This is a genomic window from Calditrichota bacterium, from assembly GCA_016867835.1.
Taxonomy (GTDB): domain Bacteria; phylum Electryoneota; class AABM5-125-24; order Hatepunaeales; family Hatepunaeaceae; genus VGIQ01.
In genome coordinates this window covers 1-20,948 of the sequence record VGIQ01000043.1, presented here as the reverse complement: position 1 = coordinate 20,948, position 20,948 = coordinate 1, and the positions used below count along the sequence as shown (strand labels likewise).

Sequence of the window (20,948 nt, the reverse complement as noted above, 5' to 3'; positions counted from 1 at the left end):
CGAGGTGATGGTGCGGCTTTGACCCGAAGGCAACAGGTGCGCTTGACCTGAGGGGAGTTTCGGTCTAACTTGTGGTGTCAGGTGTCTTCACCTGACACCAGCCGTCAGGTGGGGTCACCCGACGGCAAGATGTTGCTTGATAGTTTGTGCATTCAGTCCTTGGATCGCTTACAACTTCCCAATCCAAAATCCAAAATCCAATATAGGCCGTCCCTGGCTTTATCTGACGCTGGCGCTCATCGCAGCTTGGTCGTCCAGCGGTGAGTTCCTCGACCAGCGCCGCGAAGAAACGCTCCATCCGTCGTTCGGTCTTAGCACCGTCAAACGACTCAGCCAGTACCATTCGCCGATCGCCGGGACGCGCCTCGAGAACGAACTCTACTTCTTCGAGGGACGCGAGCCGGGTGGGACGCTCCTTATTCTGGGTGGGACTCACCCAAATGAGCCGGCCGGTTACCTCGCTGCCGTCGTCATGCTGGAGAATCTTGCCGTGCAGCGCGGCCGGGTGATCGTGATACCGCGCGCTAACAATGCGGCATTCAGCGCGACCGAGCCGCAGGAGGCTTATCCGGGGCGATTTCACCTGACCAACCGGCGCGGGCGGCTGCGTGAGTTCCGCGTCGGCTCAAGATTTACCAATGTCCTCGACGGCTGGCCCGATCCGGTTATTTACCGGCATCATCCATCGGGGCAGATCCTCTCCGGCAACGAAACGCGCAATCTCAACCGCGCCTGGCCGGGTCGCCCCAACGGGACGCGGACCGAGCAGGTCGCCTTTGCCATCAGCGAAGTGGTGCGTCGCGAGAAAGTCGATCTGGTGATCGATTTACACGAGGCGGCTCCGGAATACCCGGTGATCGATGCCGTCGTGGCTCACGAACGGGCGATGGACGTTGCCGCGCTGGCGGTGGTCGATCTCGAGTTGGAGGGTATTTCATTCCGCCTTGAACCTTCGCCGGTCAACTTTCGGGGTCTCATCCACCGCGAGTTAGGCGATGCGACGACCGCGCGGGTGATTCTGCTCGAATCGGCCGGCGCGCTTCAAGGAAGGCTGCGCGGTCGGACCGACGATGCACTCATCGTCAAGTCGCGCGATCCGCTCTATGTGCGTGCAGCGCGCCTCGGACGACTCGCGGTTCCGTTCCCCGAGGAAGGCATCCCGCTCGAGGTCCGCGTCGGTCGGCACCTCAGCGCGGTTCAGGCTATTTGCCGGACTTTGAACGACCTCAATCCGACCGGCGGGATCGCCCTGACCGGGCTGCCAAACTACCATGACATTACAACCAAAGGAGTCGGTTACTACCTGCAATGAGATCTATTACCACCATAGGGGGATCGGGACTTATCCGACGGAACTGGTTCCGCGGGCTAATGCTTGCATCGTTGGCATGGACGGCTTCGCTCTTTGCGGCGACACCCGACACGACGCTGGACACCTATAAGACGCCGGCGCTGCTCACCTCGGCGGGCCAGGCCGCGGACGTGATGATAGTGCGCGGTCTGGCGCTGCGGGCAGAGGTCGAAACGCATTACCGGCCGCTCGCCACCGGCGACAGTCTGAACGGCGCGAAGACGATCATCCTGGTAGCCGGTGGATCGTCAAAAGGGCTTGGCGCAGCCAAGGTCGATGTTCGCGATGAAGAAAAGCGCATCGCCGGGCTGGTCAAAGCAGCCGAAAAGGCGAAAGTCCCGGTGCTCGTCTTTCATATCGGCGGCGAGGCCCGGCGCGGCGCCCTTTCCGACCCGTTCAACCGGCTTGCAGCAGAAGCGGGCGAAGCAATCGTCGTCGTTCAAGGCGGCGATGACGATGGGTTCTTTCGAAAGATCGCAGTGAAGCGAAAGGTGCCTTATAGAGTAATCTCCCGGCAGGCCGAACTCGTCGGCCTGATGAAGGAACTCTTCCCCTCGCCGCCGCCCCCCACCCAGGATTAGGTCGCCGATCACGCAGGATGCGATCCGGTCAATTATAGATCTGCCGGGGAACCCTTGAACGGGCATTTCCTGGAAGCGGTCTATAGCGTCCTCCTGATCGGCACCGGAGCCGTCTGGATCGTCGCAGTCAGCGCTTTGACCCTCGGGATGCGGCGGTTGCAGTCGTCGAAGACGGGTGAGTGTCCAACTGCAGCCGTGCTGGTTGCGGCTCGAAACGAGGAGGTGGTCATCGGACGGTGCGTCGAGGCACTGAGGAGTCAGGACTATCCGGCAGACCACCTTGAGATCGTCATCCTCGACGACGATTCGACCGACCGGACGGCGAAGATCGTTGCGAAAACCATAGCCGGATTCCCCCGCATTCGTCTTTTGCCGGCGGGGACGGTTCGCAGGGGAATGTCCCCCAAGAAGAGCGCGCTCTTAACCGGCATCGCCGCTACAACCGGCGAGATCATCCTGACGACGGACGCCGATTGCGTCCCGCCGCCAGGCTGGGTTGCTGGAATGGTCGCCCTTTTTGTGCCTGACGTCGTCGCTGTAGCCGGTTTTTCACCGGTTACAAGTCGCACCGGAAACTTCGACCTCGCCCGATTCGACGCTCTGATCAACGGTATCGTCTCCGCGGGGTTGATTGGTATAGGCCGCCCCGGAACTGTCGCCGGGCGCAACTTCGCTTATCGCCGGAGCGCCTTCGATGCGGTTGGAGGTTTCGGAGACTCCGGTGCGGGGGCTTCGGGGGATGACGACTTACTCTTGCAGCGATTGTCCGGCTCCGGAGGCCGGGTGGTCTTTGCGAGCAACCCGGCGACGTTCGTCCCGGCAACAGGTCCGGAATCGTTCTACCGGTGGTGGCGCATGAAGAGGCGGCATCTCTCCGCCGGTGCCAGATATTCTCCAGCCTTGCTCCTCCCTGCAGCAGCGTTGCACTTGTTCAATACCGGAATCCTGGCCGGGCTTCTTGGCGCTGCCTTCGGATACCTGGGCTGGATGATACCGGTCGCGGCATTGATCATCAGGATGATCGCCGACTACTACGCGCTCGAACAAGGCGCACGGCTTTTGGGCGAGCGAGGTTGGAGGATGGCATGGTTCCTTTCGGAGTTGGCTTTGTTGCCGCTGCTGACGCTGCTCGGCCCGCTGTCGCTGGTGGGGAGGATCGACTGGAAGGGACGGCAACTGAAGCGATAGTTTTCTACGGGACAAAAAGGCTGCCGGCCGGGGAGTGCCATCCCGGCCGGCAGGACGATTCCAGATGCGACCGACGTCATCGGTGTGATAACCTCCGGCCACCCCCGCGACATTTATGGACGCTCACGGCAGGTCGTGCCGAGGAGTAGGTCGATCCAGAATCGCAGACTCCCACCTGCCCCGAAACCGATCGGCGCGAACCGGGTGCTATCGAATTCGACTGCGTAGTCGCTCCGGACGGTCACCGTTCGGGTGTGGTTGGGGTTGGTGTGGGTGCGGGTGAATTCGGCGGTGCCGAAAATCGTCCCCGAAAGGGGATAGGGATAGAGCAACCGGTCGCGGCCGATAGCGACATTGACAACCGCCCAGGTGTGGGCGCCGGAGTAGGTCCGCACGACGGGGGCGCGCCAGCCGGACTGGAACTCACTCTCGACCGAGCGAGTGATGCTGCCGTTTAGCACCAGTACCGTGTCGGAGGGGGTTACACCGGTGACATTGAGATAGCCCGATTGCTCGATTTGCGAATGCCGGAAAGGCTTGTCGATCGTCCCGCTGGCGCTGAGGGCAACGAAGATGCGCACTGTGGTCTCGGGATCATAGGCGTCGCTGGCGTTGCTGTCGGCGTCGAAGTAGGTTCGGGTGATCTCAATCGTGAGTCCCTTCCGGTGATAAGCAGTGTCCCTCTGTAGGGGCGGCTGGATCACCGGTATGCTGCCTTCCCGTTGGAGGGCGCTGGTCGCCTCGATGGTCATAGCGAGGAAGCCTTCGTCCTTATCAGCAATGCCGGGACCGGCATCCTCCGAGGCATCCGTCTGGTCGTCTTAAGTTACGTTATATTTGGGGGCAACCGGCGATTAGTCACTCTCGCTGCAGCCTAAGAAAAGGCCGAGGGCGATGATGAAGACGAGGGCTTTATTGTAATTCAATCTCATTTCTGTTCTCCTTTGACGTACTGGGGTCTGGGTATCGTTTGGCTCCTAAAGATGGCAACCGGTGTGCCAGAGTCCGGCGTTGTGCGGAATCAGAGGAGACCCTGTGCGCTATCTCACTTGCGGAGTCGGACCAGGTGCGAACGAGCGGTCAGACGACTCTGAAAGACGTTCGCAGTCGGTCGCAGTAGTCGAAATAAATCGGAATCGTTACTTGAACTATACTTCGCCGCTCATTCCCCGTCAACTGCTGTTCGGCAACCCGGTGCGGTCGGCACCGCGGATATCTCCGGATGGCGAGCAGATCATTTACCTCGCTCCACAGAATGGAGTGCTGAACGTCTGGCTGCGCAGCACCGCCGGAGGCAACGACCACCCCATTACAAACGACCGCGGGCGTGGTGTCCAAGCGTGCTTTTGGGCGCGCAACAACCGCGACATCCTCTTCCTCATGGACCGCGACGGCGACGAAAATTGGCGGCTCTACACCGTTGACAAAGCCGGCGGCGATCCCCAACTTCTCACTCCCGGCGAAGGCGTCCAGGCAAAAGTCCTGAAAATCGACTACGCCCGCCCCGACGAGGCGCTGGTCGAACTTAACGACCGCGACAGGCGGCTCCACGACGTCTATCTCCTTCATATCCCGACCGGCCGAATGACGCTTGCGGCGTTAAACGACATCGGCGCGACCGGCTGGGTAGCCGATCATGACCTTGTCGTCCGGGCCGCCACCGTGCCGTTGCCCGACGGCGGGATGAAAATGCTCTATCGTGAAGACCCGGACACCCCCTGGCGGGAAATCCTCCGCTGGGGATCGGACGACTTGATGACGACAGCGCCGCTGCAGTTCACACCCGATAACCGTTCGATTTGGATGCGGTCTTCCCTCGCCTCAAATTCAGCCGAACTCAGAAGGCTCGATCCGGCAACCGGGATCCAGGAGTCGATAGCCACTGACCCGGTCTATGACCTATCAAACTACCTCCTGCACCCGACTTCGCGGAAGTTGCAGGCAGTCGCATTCGAGCGTGAACGGACGGAATGGCGGGCGCTCGACGCGCCCATCACGCCACACCTCGAAGCGGTTTCGCGTCTGGCGCCAGGCGACTATCAACTGATCGGTCGGACGACGGACGACCATATATGGGTCGTGCAGTTTGTAACCGATACCAGTTCGATACAGTATTATCTTTACCGTACCGACCGGATGACCGGGGAGTTACTCTTCACATCGCGCCCGGAGTTGGACGGTCTGCCACTGGCTCCGATGCAGCCAGTATCGTATCCGGCGCGCGATGGGTTGACAATCCACGGCTATCTGACTTTGCCGGTGGGTGCTCTGCCGCAGGATTTGCCGGCGATAATCCATATCCATGGCGGTCCCTGGAGCCGCGTCACCTGGGGCTACCATGCCGAAGCCCAGTGGCTCGCCAATCGCGGCTATGCAGTGTTGCAGATTAACTTTCGCGGTTCGACGGGATACGGAAAGGAATTCGTCAACGCCGGCGACCGCGAATGGGGCGGGGCGATGCAGGACGACATCTCGGACGGTGTTCGATTTCTGGTCGAGCGCGGGTTAGCCGACCCAAAGCGGGTAGCGATTTATGGCGGATCGTATGGCGGTTATGCCGTCCTCGCAGGCCTGACCGGCACACCCGACCTTTATGCCTGCGGTGTCGAACTGGTCGGCCCGTCGAACCTGATTTCCTTTCAGAATAGCATTCCGCCTTACTGGGAGGCTTACCGACCCGTCCTTTACCGGCGGATCGGCAATCCCGAAACCGAGATGGACTTGCTCCGGGCGCGGTCGCCGCTCTTTCATATTCAAAGCATTCAGGCTCCGCTCCTGATCGCCCAAGGGGCTAACGACCCTCGCGTGGCCAAAGCCGAGAGCCATCAAATCGTTGCAGCATTGAAGGAAGCCGGGCTCGAAGTTGAATACCTCGAGTTTGCCGACGAAGGGCATGGCTTCGTCCGTCCCGAGAATAGGTTGACATTTTATGCTGCGGCGGAGCGTTTCCTGGCGAAGCATCTGGGCGGGAGGTGCGAAGAGTAGCGCTTCGTGCTGTCGGGTGTCCCCACCCGTGGTCTGTGTCAGGTGGAGACACCTGACACCACTATTCGCGAATTAACGAGCAGCAGGTTTCAACATTTAGGACGATTATGCCCAAGGTTAACTACTTCGAATTGCAAGCCGATAACCCCGAGCGGGCAATGGCCTTCTACGAGCAAGCCTTCGGATGGAGGTTCAGCAAGTCTCCGATGGGGCAGAACTACTGGATGTTCGAGGCGGGACCGAAAGATGAAGCCGGCTCGAACGGTGGTATGATGCGCCGCGAGTTCCCCGGTCATGGCAACCTGATCACCATATTCGTAGATTCCGTCGATAACACCCTTGAGCGGATCAGGAATGCCGGCGGAGAGGTCCTGCACCCCAAACTGGCTGTTCCCGGTATCGGCTGGGCAGCCTACTTCAAAGATACCGAAGGGAATGCGTCGGGCATCTTTCAGCACGACCCGGAGGCGAAGTAAGTTTGGAGGCCACTGGTGTATGTCGCCCCGCGAAGGCGGAAACCCCGGACAGAAGACTTCGACCGCCCCGCTTGCTAGAATCGTAAGGCTCATTATGCGCTTCGGCAAACCTGACCCTCAAAGACGGCATAACCGCCGGTGGGACCTCTCTTCGACCCCCGGCTGGTGGCTCACCGACCTCCTCTACCTGCTGTTCCTCTGCGCCCCTGCGACGTCGTCTACGCAGGAAGCCGCACCTCCCGACAACACACTCTCGGACGAACAGATCGGCTCCGCCTTCTGGGACGGGATGTATCCGATCTGGACGAACGATTCGGCAAAGGTGCCCTACTTTCGGGACTTCATTCAGCGGTTTTCCCATAGCGATTGGGCGATCTATGCGCGGCGCAATTTAATCGCCACCCATATCGCGCTGAAGGACATGGCTTCCGCGCTCGCCGAAGCGGACTCGTTGATCCGTTTGCACTTTGACAATCCGCTCGTGCTCCATCAGGTTGCAAGTGCCCTGTTCGACATCCCTCAAGCGCTAAGCCGGGTGAACGACTGGGCGGAGCGCGCTTATATGGCTCGCGACCACCTCGCGAGACCGTCCTACTACTCGCCGCCCGAATGGCTGCTGGTCGAACAAGCCGTAAGAGCGGGGTTTCCCCTCCTGCTCGCAAACCTCTATCTAACTCCAAACCCCAAACTCCAAAATCCAAAATCGGCAGAGGCTCGCCGGCTGGCGGAGGAATCCCTCGCCCTCGCGGTCTATGACGTGGATGACCACAACACCGCCTCGCCGCAGCATTTAGTGTTGGGAAGGATCGCGCTCGCCGAGGGCGATTCGGCACAGTGCGCGTTCCACTGGGTAGAGGCCGCCCGGCTGGGGGACGTTCACAACCGGTTTGCCGGGCGGGCGGTCGATAGTCTGAAGGCAGTGTTCCACCTGAAGGACGAAGTGGAACTGCTGGCATTCTGCCGCAAGGTTGCCAACTACCGGGGCATCATTTTCCAGCGCGTGACGGCAAAGGTCGGCTTGGACAGCGCGCGCGGAAGCCGCGTGGCGTGGGGGGATTACGACGGGGATGGGGATGACGATCTATTGGCGGGAGGGAGGCGATTGTATGCCAACGCTAATGCTAATGCTGATGCAATGCAATTCAGGAACTTGACCGAGTCGGCCGGTCTGGATGCGGAAGGCTGCCACGGTGGAATCTGGGGGGATTACGACAACGATGGCAATCTCGATCTATTCACTTTCTCATCATCCGGCGATACTGCCAACTCAGAGAGATTATTCCGGAACACCGGAATCCGCAGCGCCGATTCATTAGCATTAACATTTGCATTAGCATTGGCCGACTCCTTCTCCACCGAAGCCGCCATCTGGTTCGACGCCAACGGAGACGGGCGGCTCGACCTCTATATCCCCGGCTATGAACGACCCGCCAAAGGCGCCGATGACCTCGGGAACGCGTGGCCCTCGAGGCTTATGGTGCAGGATGCTGACGGCGCTTTCCACGATTCGACCGAAGACTACGGACTGGTGCCCAAGGACGGCAAATGGCTCTGCGGACGTTCGCCGGTGGCGTGCGACTTCGACCGGGATGGGGATCAAGACCTCTATGTGGGGAACTACCGGCTGCAGAGGAATCAGTTGTTCGTCAATGGTCAATGGAAGATGGAAGATGGAATAGAGGACGATGAGTTCCCTATTCCCTATGCCATATTCCATGATTTCGCCGATTCCTTCGGCGTTGCCGGCGTCGAAGTCGAAGGCTGGTGGGGGCACACCATTGGCTGCCAGTGGGCAGACTTCGACGGCGATGGCGACTTCGACCTGATCGCCTGTAACCTGGCACACCCGAGATATATAGGGTTCAGCAACAGGACGATGCTCTACCGGAATAATGCTAATGCTAATGCTAATGTAGATTCGAAATTCACGAATGTCCGCAAACAATGGGGCATCAAATACGAGGAGTGCCATTCGGAGCCGGTCTTCGGCGACTTTGACAACGACGGCGACCTTGACCTCTTCATCACCTGCGTCTATCCCAACCGCCGCAGTTTTCTCTATGAGAACAAGGGCGACCACTTCGAAGACATCACCTTTCTTGCCGGTGTGCGCATCTTCAACGGCTGGGGCTGCGCTACGGCGGACTACGACAACGACGGACGGCTCGATCTGGCTGCCTGTGAAGGGGGGAAGGTCGAACTCTTCCACAACTCCACCACCGAAACCGGCAACTGGATCGAGATTGCTGCCTCGCCTCATGTCTATAGCCCATTTACCCAAATCGGTGCCATCGTTGAAGTCCGGACCGAAAGCCGGACAATCGTCCGTCAGATTGAAGGCGGTAAAGGCGCAGGCAGCCAGAATAGCCTAACCCTTCACTTCGGGGTCGGGAAAGCCGAGAAGGTAAAGGTCGATTTCTACAACTATGGAAAGTCGGTCGGGTTTGATGCCGTTCCAGTCAACCAACGTTATGTTGGGATCGAAGACCTCCGACGAAGTGCCAAGCAGCATTGATGTTTCTGCCGCCATTGCGCTTCAGAATCAACTGCGCAAGCGGCTGGTCATATTCGGCGGACTATTGGACTGTGACCTCGTTGCCGGAGCCGACACTTCGTCCGATCCAGTGCGCGGAAGGTGGCAGGATGAACGTGAAGAATCGGGATTGATCTATGCTGCGGTGGTGGTCTGGAGCGTCAAGGAAGGGCGGGTGGTGGAGAGTGCGACGGCAACGCTTCCCGCCTGTTTCCCCTATATTCCAGGGTTGCTTGCTTTTCGGGAACTCCCGCCGCTGCTCGAGGTCTTTGCAAAGTTGACGCTTCGGCCCGACGCAGTCATCGTCGATGGACAGGGAATCGCCCATCCCCGTCGTATGGGGATCGCGTGCCACCTTGGATTGGAACTGGGCCTGCCGACGGTGGGATGCGGGAAAACCCGTCTGACGGGCTCTTTTGTCGAGCCGGGACCGGACCGGGGAAACTGGTCGGCGCTGATTCAGACTATAGGTGGACGCGAGAGGGCAAAGCGTGAGGGGATGGAGATCGGCCGGGTGCTCCGGACGCGAGCCGGCGTCAAACCGGTTTTCATATCGCCGGGGCACTTGTGCGGGATCGAAGCGGCGGTGGATTTGGCGCTGAAATGCTGCACCCGTTACCGATTGCCGGACCCGATAAGGGCCGCTCACAATCTGGCTGGTGAAGCCCGCCGAAAGGCTGAATCCTCACATTAGGCTCACAATACAGAGACAAGTTTCGGACATAGTTGCGCTTTGACGGGCAATGCGCAGTGATACAACACTTATTATTCCAATGGAAGTCCATCTCCAGCGCGAAATAGATAATCTGAAGAAGAAGATACTCGGACTGGGCGGCGAAGTCGAGGAGTTGCTTCGCGACGCCGTCAAAGCCCTCCGAACCCGGGACGATGTTCTCGCAGCGAGTGTCGTAGCCCGCGATCCCAGAATCGACCAGATTGAGGTCGATGTCGAGGAAGAGTGCTTGAAGATACTTGCGCTGCATCAGCCGGTCGCGCTCGACCTTCGGTTCGTGGTCGCCGTCTTGAAGATCAACAACGACCTAGAGCGGGTCGGCGATCTGGCGGTCAACATCGCCGAACGGGCGCGGTTTCTGGCTGGTGAGCCGTCGGTAGCCATTCCAGACGAACTTTCGCGAATGCAAAGCGGCGCGCAAGCGATGCTCAAGGAAGCCATCGACGCACTGGTCAACAGAGACCTCGAGATCGCCCGCGGGGTGCTCCGCCGCGACGACGAGATCGATGGTCTCAACCGCGCGATGTATAGCCTGATGGCGGGGGCGATCCGCAGCGAGCCGGACCGCATCGACGCATTCATCAGCCTCCTCTCGGTTTCACGGCAACTCGAGCGCGTTGCGGATCAGGCTACCAACATCGCCGAGGATGTGATCTATATGGTAGGCGGCGAGATTGTCCGCCATCAGGGCGGCCGGACGGGGCTGCCGGTGGGACACTGAGACGAAAGCCGCCCTAAGTCCCGCGACGGCGGGAATCCAGTTAAGATTATCATTAACATTATCATTTACTTGTTTGGAAATCCGCTGTTATCGTGCCGTCGGGTGTCCCCACCCGACGGTGGGTGTCAGGTGAAGACACCTGACACCACTACAATCCAAATCCCAAGATTCCTTATGCCCCGCCTTACCCGTATCGTCGCCACCGTCGGCCCGGCCTCTTCATCACCCGAGATGATCGAGGAACTGATCCGCACCGGTGTCGATGTCTTCCGGCTCAACTTCAGCCACGGCAGTTACGACTTCCACAGCGAAACGCTGGGAGCCATTCGATCTACAGCAGCGCGGCTCGGCACACCGACAGTCGTCCTGCAGGATGTTTCGGGGCCAAAACTGCGCATCGGCGCGTTCGCTGGAGGTTCGGTCGAACTAAATGCCGGAGCCCGATTTCGCCTCGAAATGAACCTCGTTGAAGGCACTGCCGAAGCGGTTGGGTTTGCCGACGAGGGTTGGCTCGAAGCGGTCCAACATGGCGAACGGGTTCTTCTGGGCGACGGCCAGGTTATCCTAAAGGTGATCCACCGCGACGCTGCCGGTCTTGACTGCATCGTCCAATCTGGAGGCGTCGTCCGGTCGAAGTGGGGGCTCAACTTTCCCGACAGCGATATCCGGCTCGGAGCCATCACTCCCAAGGACGAGCGCGACATCGCCTTCGGCTTGAAGGAAGGCGTCGATGCCATTGCCCTATCGTTCGTCCAAGGGGCGGACGATCTGAAGCGCGCCCGTCACTTGATGAAGGGCCACAAGTCGCGTCCGCTCCTGATAGCCAAGATCGAGCGGCCTCAGGCGCTGGCACGTATAGACGCCATACTTGCCGAAGCCGACGGCCTGATGGTGGCGCGTGGCGACCTCGGCATTACTCTACCCATCGAGCAAATCCCGACCGTTCAGAAGCGCCTAATCCGCCTTTGTCGCGAGCGCGGTAAGATCGTCATAACTGCCACGCAGATGCTCGAGTCGATGACGTCTTCGCCTCGTCCCACCCGTGCGGAGGTAACCGACGTCGCCAATGCGGTCTATGACGGCACCGATGCGGTGATGCTCTCGGGCGAAACCGCCGTCGGCAGCGACCCGGTTAACGTCGTTTCGACGATGGTGCGAATCCTCGAAGAAGCCGAGCCGAATGCAGTCTTTCCGCCGGTGCCGAAGATTGAAGCGTCGGTCGAATCGGCGATGGCAGACGCGGTCAGCGTGCTGGCACGCGATCTTAGGGCGACGGCTGTGCTGGTGCCGCTCACCAGCGGCTCGACTGCTGCCCGGGTGAGCCGTCTCCGCGTCGGCGCACCGGTGATCGCGGGTGCGGTCAACCTGGAGTCGGCGCGGCGTATGCAACTGCGTTCGGGAGTCTATGCCTTCGTCAGCCCTGGAGGACGATCCTTTTTCCAAAGCGTTGGAGCGGCGCTCGAATTCGCCCTCGGCAAAGGCTGGATCAAGACCGGCGACCGCGTCGTCGCCACCGGCGGCTTCCCCCTCGAAAAGTCGGGGGTTACCAACTTCGTCCGGGCGATTACGGTCGGGGAAGAACTCTGAAATGCATATCGAGTAATGACCATCGCCGCGGCGCTCGCTGACGGCAGCGAGCGACTGACACGGGCCGATTTCGTTCTGAGACCGCTGCGGCACGCCGAGATCCTGCTCGAAACCGCCCTTGGAGTCAACCGCGCGGGTCTTTATCTGCGGGCTCGCGAGGACTTGCCAGCCGAAGCGGCGCACCGTTACGAGTCGATGCTCATCCGGCGCCTGGCCGGGGAACCGCTCCAATACATCACCGGCATCGCGCCTTTCTACGGACTAGACCTGGAGGTTGGGCCGGGAGTCTTTATCCCGCGATTCGACAGCGAGGCGCTCATTGCACGGTTCGAGTCGCTCGTGAAGAAGCGGAATCAGGTGGCAGCGCCGATGCGCATCCTCGACCTCTGCTGTGGCTCTGGAGCATTGGGGTTGGCGTCGGCGACGGTGGCTGCCAGAGCCCGGGTTGTCTTGAGCGATCTCCATCCGGTGCCGCTTGAATATGCTTCTCGCAATGCCGCCCGGCTATTGATGACAGCGCGAGTCGATATCGTTCCCTGGGACGCGCTCATCGAACCCCCCGGTGAATGGGTTGGCGCTTTCGATTACATTCTTGCCAATCCGCCGTATATTTCATTGTCCGGGATGGAGAGTCTGCACTCCGACGTCCGCGACGGCGAGCCGCGCGAAGCCCTTACTGACGGCGGCAGCGGCCTCACCTTCTATCGCCGCTGGGCAGTGACAATTCCGAGGATGATGGCACCCGGTGGAGTGGCGCTGATTGAGGTAGGCGACGAAGCCCCCAATGAGGTCTTAAGCATCCTACTATCCGGCGGCAGGCAGGTGAGCCTGTTTAGCGACTTAAGCGGATTGCCCAGGGGAGTGGAGTGGTTTTGTTAGTGCCTGATGGGTGAGTCAGAGTAAACTCTCCAAGTGCCTTGTTTCCTGCTGCGAATTGATGACACTTTAATTGCGACGTTTCAAATACATAGCCCGACTTGCGCTGCCCGGCTTCATCCTCCTCTTCTTATGGTTCTATCGCAACTTTGTCGATGCCCGGCAGTCGGTACCCATCTCGATTACCATCGGCATTGGGTTTCTTTGCGGCTTCCTTGCGCCGAAGGGCAAATGGCGCTGGCCGGTCCTGATCGGGCTGGGTGAAACGACGATGCAACTGTTCGGTCATCTGGTCGATAGATCTACACCACTCCCGACCGGAAGCCTCGCGGATCCGGTCGAGATCGCCAAAAACTTTGTCCCGGTTCTGGCCGCGACCTACGTCGGCATCTTCGTCAACCACCGGCTCTATGGATCCGAACCGGTGAAGAAGTCAAGAACTGAACGTAAGCGCGAAAAGCAGATGGCGGGCTTTGAACAGATGGTCGAACAGTATGAAATGATCCGCCAGTTGCGCGGCGGCGAGGGAGCCAAGTCGGCAATCCGTTCCAAAGCGCTTGCCAAGGAAGTGATCGCCGGGCGCGACCCAGTGGTCAAGCCTAAGACCATAAAACCGATCCTGCTGCGACCCGGTGAACCGCTCGCGGCTCCGGCCCGGACCGCTTCCTCGCCTGAAACCTCGCACCCGATGCCGGTTTCGGCGGAGGTTACGTCGAACTCAACCGAGCCTCTTGCGACGAATGGAGGCGATACGCCTCAGCCTAAGCCGGCCTCACCCGAGTCCCGCCCGGTGCCGCGAGCGATCATTTTCGGGCTGGGATCAAAAGTCGGCGCTGCAGCGGGTGTCGGAACTGATGGAAGCGGTGCAGTTATTGCGGGACCGTCGCTTCCTGTCGGGAGTGCGGCTATGGAGAGTGAGTTGTCGGCATGGCGCCAGGGTGACGGCGCGGAACGGCCCTTTGTGCTTGCGCCGACGCTTAAGGAGCCGGCGAAGGCGATAAACAGGCTCAGGGTCCTCGAAGGTCTCGAGGCGCGACTGGGGTTGGGGAAAAAGGGGTAAGGGGAATTGCGAGTGAGAGGCTTCGAGCTGTTTGGTCTGGGAGCGCATAGACTGCGGTTTCCACAATAGACAGCGAAGAACGAAATTATCTTGACGGCTTCGTTTACCTATGCACGGGAAGGTTTGACTATGAGACTGTCGCGCACCGAGACCCTCTACCTCGGCATCATCACCTTCGCAGCGCTCGTCCTGCGCTTGACCCACCTCGCAATCGTCAGGTCGGCGGACTTTGTCCGACAACCAATAATCGACGCGGCCTTCTACCATGCCTATGCGATGCAGATCGCCGCCGGTGATCTCGTCGGCGAAGGCGTCTTCTTCATGAGCCCGCTCTATCCCTATTTATTAGGGCTCATCTATGCCCTCTTCGGGAGCGATCCGGGGCGGGCGATGGTCATTCAAGCCTTGATCGGATCCGGAACAGTCGTCATCCTCTACCTTTGGGCCCGGTCGGTCGTCGGGACGACTGCCGCGCTCGTTGGAGCCGCTATTGCTGCGCTCTACGCACCCTACCTCTTCTATCCTTCGACTCTACTCACCGCGACACTGATCCTGGGGCTCGCTGCGCTATCGCTCTATCTCTTTGATGCTGCCCGGCAAAACCCCGGTCGAAGCAGCCTCTTATGGCTTGGCGGAGTGTTAGGCATATCTGCGCTGGCGAGGCCGCTCGCACTGATCGTGATGCCATTTCTCTGGTGGGAGTTCTTTAGGTCCGACCGGCGTCAGGCGGCGAAGCGAAGCGGCTGGCTGGCAATCGGTGCGCTCATAATCCTCGTGCCGGTCGGCCTGCGCAACCTGATCGTTGGCGGGGAGTTTGCTCTGACGACCTCATCGGCGGGTATGAACTTCTACGCCGGCAACAACCCCGACGCGACCGGTCTCTACTGGGAAGCGCCCTTCCTTACTTCCGCGGAGCCACAATTCGAGGACGAGGAATACCGCCGCGAAGCGTCGGAGGCGTTAGGCCGTGAACTTACCACCCGCGAAGCCGGCCGTTATTGGTTTGGCCGTGCTTTCGACTGGATCATCAACGAGCCGGTTGCCTACCTGAAACTGCTCGGCACCAAGGCGTTCTACTTCTGGAATCGCGCCGAGTTTGCCAATAACATATCGATCTACATCGCCGAAGATGAGTCGCCTTTGGTGGGAATGAACCCCTTCGGCTATTACCTGATCGCGCCGCTCGGCCTCGGCGGGCTCATTCTGCTCTTGAAACGACGCGGCTGGGCCATAGCCGGGGGCGCCTGGTTATGGCTGATCGCCTATTTAACGGGGGGACTTGTCTTCTTCGTCAGTTCCGAATACCGGCTGCCTGCAACGTTGGTCCTGATCGTCGGCTCCGGCTATCTCATCACCGAACTATTCGGCGCATTGCGCACCCGGCAGGTCGAGCCGGCGCTCCGTATTGCGGCGCTGGGGCTTGTCCTGATGCCGGTCTCGAACTTTCGGACCGAGTTCATCGCACGCGGTGAGAACGCACGGATGGACTATTTCAATATCGCCAACCAGATGCTGGCGGAAGAGCGCCTCGACGAAGCCATCCATCGCTTCAACCGGTCGCTGGCGATCGATCCCTACTTTTCGGAAGGTCTGTTGCGGCTTGGCGAAGCCTACTTTCGCGCCGGGAAGATCGACTCTGCGCTTGCAGTCGGGCGCCGCTCGGGGCTGGAGAATCCGGAGGACATCCTAAAAATTCTGCAGGGTCAGTCGCTGCGGGAAGCATACGCGCGGCTGGGACAGGGCGACTTTGGCGGGGCAATGAAGGAATTTTCGTTGGCAGGTTGGGCTGAAGGCAAAGCAGCGGTCGAGACGACCCGGGTAAGCCTGCTCGTCTTTGCCAAACAGGCTTACGAAGCCGGACAGGTCGAAGCGTCGCTGGAGGCATTCAAGCGCGTCCTGCCGCTCGACACATTACCGGATCCGTCAATCCACTACAATATCGCCTTCCTTTACTGGCAGATGGGGAATCCCGACTCGGCGGAGTCGTATGCCATGCGTGCGCTGGCGATAGACTCGATGAACGTTCCGACGGCTTACCTGATGGCGCGGATTTATAACGCCACCGACCGGCGGGAGGAGTCGGAACGGATACTGCGGCGGGTGACTCCCGACAGCGAAGGACGGCATCAACTTTTGAAAGATACCCGGGCCAGAATGGACTCGCTGACGGCTGCCGGTCAGTGGGAGAAAGCGCTCACCACCTACGGCCATTACGGGATGTTGGGCTACGACACCGAACCGGAGGATAAGATTCGCATAGCACGGCTGCAAATAGAGGTGGGGAACCACGATGCGGCATTAAGGCTCCTTGGTGAAGCCGAGCCGGTGCTCATTGCCGATCCGAAGGTGCCTTATCTGCAGGGCCGGGCGATGCTGGGGCTGGGACGACCCGACGATGCGCTGGAGGCTTTTCGCCGGGCGGTTGCGCTAGCGCCGGATCACATCGAAGCGCGACTCAATCTGGCGCGGCTTTATCTCGCGAAAGGATCGGTCGATGCTGCCTGGAAGGAAGTCGAAGCTGTCTCACATATGGAAATCATCGATCCGAAACTGGCGGGGAAGTTTCAGGCTATACTGGACAGCGTCAAGGCAAAGATGTGATCGGAATCGAAATTCAGGATACTGGAGAGCGGCTTAAAGCCGACTGGAGCAGCGGGATAGATCCCGCCTCTCCATGTTACAACCGCTTCACTTGCGCCGGGCTTGCTGTCAACCTATCTTTCATATCAAGCAGATTGGTACTATTCAATCAGGGTCAAGGGCAGGGCTCTCTTGAGTCGAACGATCGACGGATTGACTGGTCGCATTGGAACCTCAGTTAGAGCGGCTACCATCTGCAACAGCGTGATGCACGCCCTATACAATCTGTCCGAGAATGCGCTGGGGTGTGCCGTCGGGTGTCCTCACCCGATGGGAAGTTATTGTTAGTAGAGGTTTGTCAGTGTCAGGTGCGACACCTGACACCACGACTTCATCTTTCGCGGACACTCTGTTCGCCCTAAGCCCTAAGCCCTAAGCCTAAAGCCCCCCCATGTCCGGACTGGCATCCTACTTTCTTCGCAGGTTCCTTCTCGTGATCCCGACCTTCTTCGGGATCACCATCCTCGTCTTCTGCATCCTGCAGATCGTCCCCGGCGGGCCACTCGAGCAGGAGATCATGAAACTGAAGATGGGACTCGCCGGTGAAGCCGGCGGGGGGGTCGGGAGCATGGCTGGCGAGGTCTCCATCCCCGAGGAAGCGCTCGCCGAAATGAAACGCTTCTATCAACTCGACAAGCCTATCCTCGTGCGCTACGGCATCTGGGTCTGGAATCTATTGCACCTCGATCTGGGGCATTCCTATACCTTCGCCGAGCCGGTCTGGGACGTCATCAAGGAACGTTTCCCGGTTTCAATCTATTTCGGCTTGATCGGGTTTCTGATAAGTTACACGATCTGTATTCCACTGGGAGTGATGAAAGCGGTGAAAGCCGGGTCGAAGTTCGACGTCATGTCGAGCGTTGCGGTCTTCATCGGATATTCGACTCCGGGCTGGCTTGCCGGGTTGGTGCTGCTGGTGCTGCTTGGCGGAGGGTCGTTCTTCGACGTCTTCCCGTTGGGGGAATTCCGCAGCCCTAACTGGTATGACCTCTCCTGGTGGGACCAGGTGCTCGATCAACTCCATCACACCGTCCTGCCGATCGTTGCCTATCTGGTAGGCAGTTTCGCGGTGCTGACCATTGTGATGAAGAACAGTCTTATGGAGAACGTCGGGCAGGACTACGTCCGAACGGCGTTCGCCAAGGGCCTCCCCGAGCGGCGGGTGATCTTCGTCCATGCGCTGCGCAATTCACTGATTCCGATTGCCACCGGGATCGGGCATGTGGTGAGCCTTGTCTTTGCCGGGTCGATGTTGATCGAGCGCACTTTTAACATCAATGGTATGGGGCTGCTCACCTACAATGCGATCATCCAGCGCGACTATCCGATCACCCTCGGGTTCCTCGCCATCGGAGCGGTTCTTGGGCTGATAGGCAACATCCTCTCCGACATCTGTTACGCTCTCATCGATCCGCGCATCCGGTTCAAATGAGCAGCGCCACCATCACCGCAAAGACTGCGGTCAGCGAATCCTTCCAGTCGGTATCCCTCTTCAAGAAGCGTCTGAAGAAGTTTCGCTCGCTAAAGCGTGGATACTACTCGTTCCTGCTCATTGTCGTCGCCTACATCGTCAGTTTCCTGGCGCCGCTGCTGATGAACTACAAGGCGCTGGTCGTCCGTTACGATGGACGGCTCCACTTCCCGGTCTTCAAGTTCTATGAAGGCAAAGTCTTCGGCCAGGATATCTACGGCGAGGCCGACTATCGCCGGTTGAAGGAGTCCTTTTCCGCCGAAGACAAGGGAAACTGGGTTCTTATGCCGCCCTATCCGTTCGGTCCCTACGAGAGCCTCACCGATCCGTCGGGGACGCCTCCCAATCCTCCCTCGCGTCAACATTGGTTCGGCACCGACGACCGGGGGCGGGACGTCTTTGTCCGTCTGGTCTATGGATTCAACATCTCGCTTTCATTTGCGCTGATCTGCACGGCAATCGCCTACGCGATCGGCATCTCGGTCGGCGCGGCGCTCGGCTATTTCGGCGGCAAGTTCGACATCTTCGCCCAGAGGCTGATCGAGATTTGGTCGTCGATGCCGTTCCTTTATACGATCATCATCGTCTCCTCCATCATCCGTCCCAATTTTGCGCTTCTGGTATTCCTCCTCGTGCTCTTCGGTTGGATGGGGATGACCTATTATATCCGGGGCGAGTTCTATCGCGAGAAGGCCAAGGACTACGTTCACGCCGCCATCTCGATGGGAGCCGGCGACCGCAAGATCGTCTTCAAGCACATCCTGCCAAATGCCCTGACGCCGGTGATTGCGCTCGGGCCATTCCATATCGTAGCCGACATCTTTGCGCTGGTGAGCCTGGACTTCCTCGGCTTCGGTCTGCCGCCGCCTACGCCATCGTGGGGTGAACTGCTCGGTCAGGGCGTCAACAACGTGCACTCCTGGTGGCTGACGTTCTTTCCCTTCGGAGCAATGTTCTGCACCCTTTTGATGGTGGTCTTCATCGGCGAGGGAGTCCGGCAGGCGTTCGACCCGCGGGAGTATTCACGGCTGCGGTAGTTCTTAATAATTGTTTGATTTTCAATAGAATAGGTATTTCAAGGCCTGTTGCGAGAAGAATCTTCTCCGGCAGGCCTTGATTTTGGGCTGGCAGTTCGGTATATTGCAAGTTGCAATCTTCGCCAATGCTTGGTGATATGCCCTCCTCCCTTGACCAGATCCACCACAACCATGGCAGTGGCACAACCAGAAAGGACAATGATGACTCGTCGCATTATGACCCTGCTCTCCTTCTCGACTCTGGCTGCATTCAGTCTGTCAACGGCACTATATGCGGCGGTTACGGCCGAGCCTACCGGCTTCATCGTGGCCTTGGAGGAGGGGGACACGCTCGCAGAGTCGTTGACTATAACCAATTTGGCTGAGCGTGCAATGGAGTTTAGGATCAATTTCGATGAACCTGAGGATGGCAATCGCCGCCGCGGAGGACCTGGTCGCGACCAACCACGTTCTCGTTATGCACTCTTCAAGGAGGCAGCTGGCTGGGGTGATCAGATGGAGGCGATTTGGGGAGCAGCACAAGCCAATATGACCCAATACAACAGCGGTCAAATGGCCAACTTTCCTATCAATGAGTTCGACTGCATCTGGATTCGCGAATACCAATCCGACCAGTTTAACACTAACTGGAACAACAACCGAGCTCGGTTTGAAGAATGGGTAGATAGAGGCGGTGTAATGTACCACGGGGTCGGCACCAACAATTGGGCTGTCGTTCCGGTTCAAGTGGGGGGCCTGCGACGCAATCAACAGGGTGACCAAAATGGTCTGGTAATGGTCTCCAATAATCGAGATGCCAATAACTACAACTACCTGGCCGAGTTGATGCAATGGCGCGGTGGCGAGTCACTTAATGGCAGTTCGTGGAGCCATGCTTCTTATACCCGTCAAAACTGCGATAACATCGAAAACAGCGACTGGTATCAAGCGATCGCCGTGGGACAGGGACCGCAACCAGATAGGATTGGAGTTGTGGTCTATAACTTTGGCCGTGGCTGGGCAATCGCGACCGGAACCACCGATAGTCATCAGTATATCAATTGGCGGGGCGAGAGATGGTTCTGGGGCAATGCCCTATTGCAGGTCATCTGGTATATGGACTTTCTTGCCGCACCTCGCTGGGTTGCAGCCGAGCCAGATGAAGGTGAAGTAGCTGCAGGCGAGTCATCTGAGGTCACATTGACGTTTGTGTCTACGGATTTGGAGGATGGCGTCCATCATCTGGTCCTAAATTTGACTACGGACGACGTTGAGTCGCCACTGCTTCAGATGTCCGTGGTGCTGACGGTTGACGGTCCCACCGCGGTCATTGCCGGCGTCATCACCGATGAAGCAACCGGCGATCCGATCCCGACCGGTAATGTCTCGCTCGACCGCTTTATCTGGGACCGGGATGGTGCCGATGACGGCTCCTATATAGTCGCCGACCTGCCTCTGGGCGCTTACGAACTGACCTTCAGCGCGCCGGACTATCTGACCACCACCCGCGAGGTTAACCTCGAGGACGACGACGTCGAACTGAATGTCGCCATGCTCCACTCGACCGCCGATCCCGACGTCGGAGAGGAAGGCATCTTCGCTCAACTCGAGCCCGATAACACCCTCGACCTCGACTTCAACGTCGCCAATAACGGCAACGGACCGCTCAGTTACCGCGTCGAACGCCGGCTCCTCGGCGACGCCAACGCCGAGCCCTGGACCATCCGCCG

The 20,948-nt window shown here is 59.1% G+C and carries 16 protein-coding genes; 15 read left to right on the top strand and 1 reads right to left on the bottom strand.

Annotation, left to right across the window (positions count from 1 at the left end; all coding sequences use genetic code 11):
• The first annotated feature begins 202 nt into the window (after window positions 1–202).
• Genes FJY67_06200 through FJY67_06190 form a run of 3 tightly spaced genes read left to right on the top strand, consistent with a single transcriptional unit; the run spans window position 203 to window position 3,120 of the window.
• Complete coding sequence (locus tag FJY67_06200; GenBank protein MBM3329051.1) at window positions 203–1,312, top strand: succinylglutamate desuccinylase; 1,110 nt, start codon at window positions 203–205, stop codon at window positions 1,310–1,312.
• Window positions 1,309–1,932, top strand: coding sequence for a hypothetical protein (locus FJY67_06195; protein ID MBM3329050.1), 624 nt, complete (start codon window positions 1,309–1,311; stop codon window positions 1,930–1,932). Before FJY67_06200 ends, FJY67_06195 begins: the two co-directional genes overlap by 4 nt.
• 54 nt (window positions 1,933–1,986) lie before the next feature.
• On the top strand, window positions 1,987–3,120 hold the full coding sequence (locus FJY67_06190) for a glycosyltransferase (protein MBM3329049.1): 1,134 nt from the start codon (window positions 1,987–1,989) through the stop codon (window positions 3,118–3,120).
• Window positions 3,121–3,233: 113 nt separating this feature from the next.
• On the opposite strand, the gene FJY67_06185 is transcribed toward FJY67_06190, so the two are convergent.
• Window positions 3,234–3,872 (bottom strand): hypothetical protein, encoded by a 639-nt coding sequence (locus FJY67_06185; GenBank protein MBM3329048.1) that lies wholly within the window; start codon window positions 3,870–3,872, stop codon window positions 3,234–3,236.
• 373 nt (window positions 3,873–4,245) lie between these two features.
• Between FJY67_06185 and FJY67_06180 the strand changes: the two genes are divergently transcribed.
• The 12 genes from FJY67_06180 to FJY67_06125 all read left to right on the top strand — a co-directional run.
• The gene (locus FJY67_06180; GenBank protein ID MBM3329047.1) at window positions 4,246–6,105 is read left to right on the top strand and encodes a S9 family peptidase; all 1,860 of its coding nucleotides are present in this window, start codon (window positions 4,246–4,248) and stop codon (window positions 6,103–6,105) included.
• A gap of 107 nt (window positions 6,106–6,212) precedes the next feature.
• A complete protein-coding gene (locus FJY67_06175) occupies window positions 6,213–6,581 on the top strand; it encodes a VOC family protein (protein MBM3329046.1) in 369 nt (122 codons plus the stop codon).
• On the top strand, window positions 6,460–9,096 hold the full coding sequence (locus FJY67_06170; GenBank protein ID MBM3329045.1) for a hypothetical protein: 2,637 nt from the start codon (window positions 6,460–6,462) through the stop codon (window positions 9,094–9,096). The genes FJY67_06175 and FJY67_06170 overlap by 122 nt, the downstream gene beginning before the upstream one ends.
• Window positions 9,053–9,808 (top strand): endonuclease V, encoded by a 756-nt coding sequence (locus FJY67_06165; protein MBM3329044.1) that lies wholly within the window; start codon window positions 9,053–9,055, stop codon window positions 9,806–9,808. Before FJY67_06170 ends, FJY67_06165 begins: the two co-directional genes overlap by 44 nt.
• Window positions 9,809–9,887: 79 nt before the next feature.
• Window positions 9,888–10,568: a phosphate signaling complex protein PhoU gene (gene phoU, locus FJY67_06160; GenBank protein ID MBM3329043.1), complete on the top strand. Its 681-nt coding sequence runs from the start codon at window positions 9,888–9,890 to the stop codon at window positions 10,566–10,568.
• Window positions 10,569–10,742: 174 nt separating this feature from the next.
• Window positions 10,743–12,155, top strand: a complete 1,413-nt coding sequence (pyk, locus tag FJY67_06155) for a pyruvate kinase (protein MBM3329042.1) — start codon at window positions 10,743–10,745, stop codon at window positions 12,153–12,155.
• A 15-nt stretch (window positions 12,156–12,170) separates the two neighbouring features.
• Window positions 12,171–13,034, top strand: a complete 864-nt coding sequence (prmC, locus tag FJY67_06150) for a peptide chain release factor N(5)-glutamine methyltransferase (GenBank protein MBM3329041.1) — start codon at window positions 12,171–12,173, stop codon at window positions 13,032–13,034.
• 70 nt (window positions 13,035–13,104) lie between these two features.
• On the top strand, window positions 13,105–14,091 hold the full coding sequence (locus tag FJY67_06145; protein MBM3329040.1) for a hypothetical protein: 987 nt from the start codon (window positions 13,105–13,107) through the stop codon (window positions 14,089–14,091).
• Between the two features lie 129 nt (window positions 14,092–14,220).
• On the top strand, window positions 14,221–16,692 hold the full coding sequence (locus FJY67_06140; GenBank protein MBM3329039.1) for a tetratricopeptide repeat protein: 2,472 nt from the start codon (window positions 14,221–14,223) through the stop codon (window positions 16,690–16,692).
• Window positions 16,693–17,131: 439 nt separating this feature from the next.
• A complete protein-coding gene (locus FJY67_06135; GenBank protein ID MBM3329038.1) occupies window positions 17,132–18,163 on the top strand; it encodes an ABC transporter permease subunit in 1,032 nt (343 codons plus the stop codon).
• A complete protein-coding gene (locus FJY67_06130; protein ID MBM3329037.1) occupies window positions 18,160–19,239 on the top strand; it encodes an ABC transporter permease subunit in 1,080 nt (359 codons plus the stop codon). The genes FJY67_06135 and FJY67_06130 overlap by 4 nt, the downstream gene beginning before the upstream one ends.
• Window positions 19,240–19,389: 150 nt before the next feature.
• Window positions 19,390–20,948: carboxypeptidase regulatory-like domain-containing protein (locus FJY67_06125; GenBank protein MBM3329036.1), on the top strand; the 1,559-nt coding region annotated here is incomplete at its 3' end.